Below are 307 nucleotides of genomic sequence, written 5' to 3'. Positions count from 1 at the left end.
GTCGAGCGCGTCACGCAGCCCGTCCCCTACGAAATAGAAACCGAACAGGGTGGTGACGAAGAAGAACAGCGGGAAGGCCAGCTGCCACAATGTGCCGTAGCTCATCGTCCCCGCCCCTTCCGAGATCAGCGCCCCCAGCGAGGTCTGCGGCTCTTGCACGCCAAGCCCGAGGAAGGAGATGAAGCTCTCCGTCAGGATCATCAGCGGCACCAGCAGCGTCGCGAAGACCACGACCACGCCCACGAGATTGGGCAGGATGTGACGTCGGATGATTGTCGGTGCGGGCACGCCGATGGCGCGCGCGGCC

1 protein-coding gene is annotated in these 307 nt (G+C 64.8%); it reads right to left on the bottom strand.

The features are described 5' to 3' along the window. Window positions 1–307, bottom strand: a 307-nt coding sequence (locus B3D39_RS03895) for an ABC transporter permease (RefSeq protein ID WP_286789401.1), incomplete at both ends; no start/stop codon positions are given.

Source organism: Thioclava sp. UBA3469 (assembly GCF_002378135.1).
In the GTDB taxonomy this organism is placed as follows: domain Bacteria; phylum Pseudomonadota; class Alphaproteobacteria; order Rhodobacterales; family Rhodobacteraceae; genus Thioclava; species Thioclava sediminum.
The sequence above is the reverse complement of the archived record's forward strand: the minus strand, read 5'-3'. Positions and strand labels throughout refer to the sequence as shown.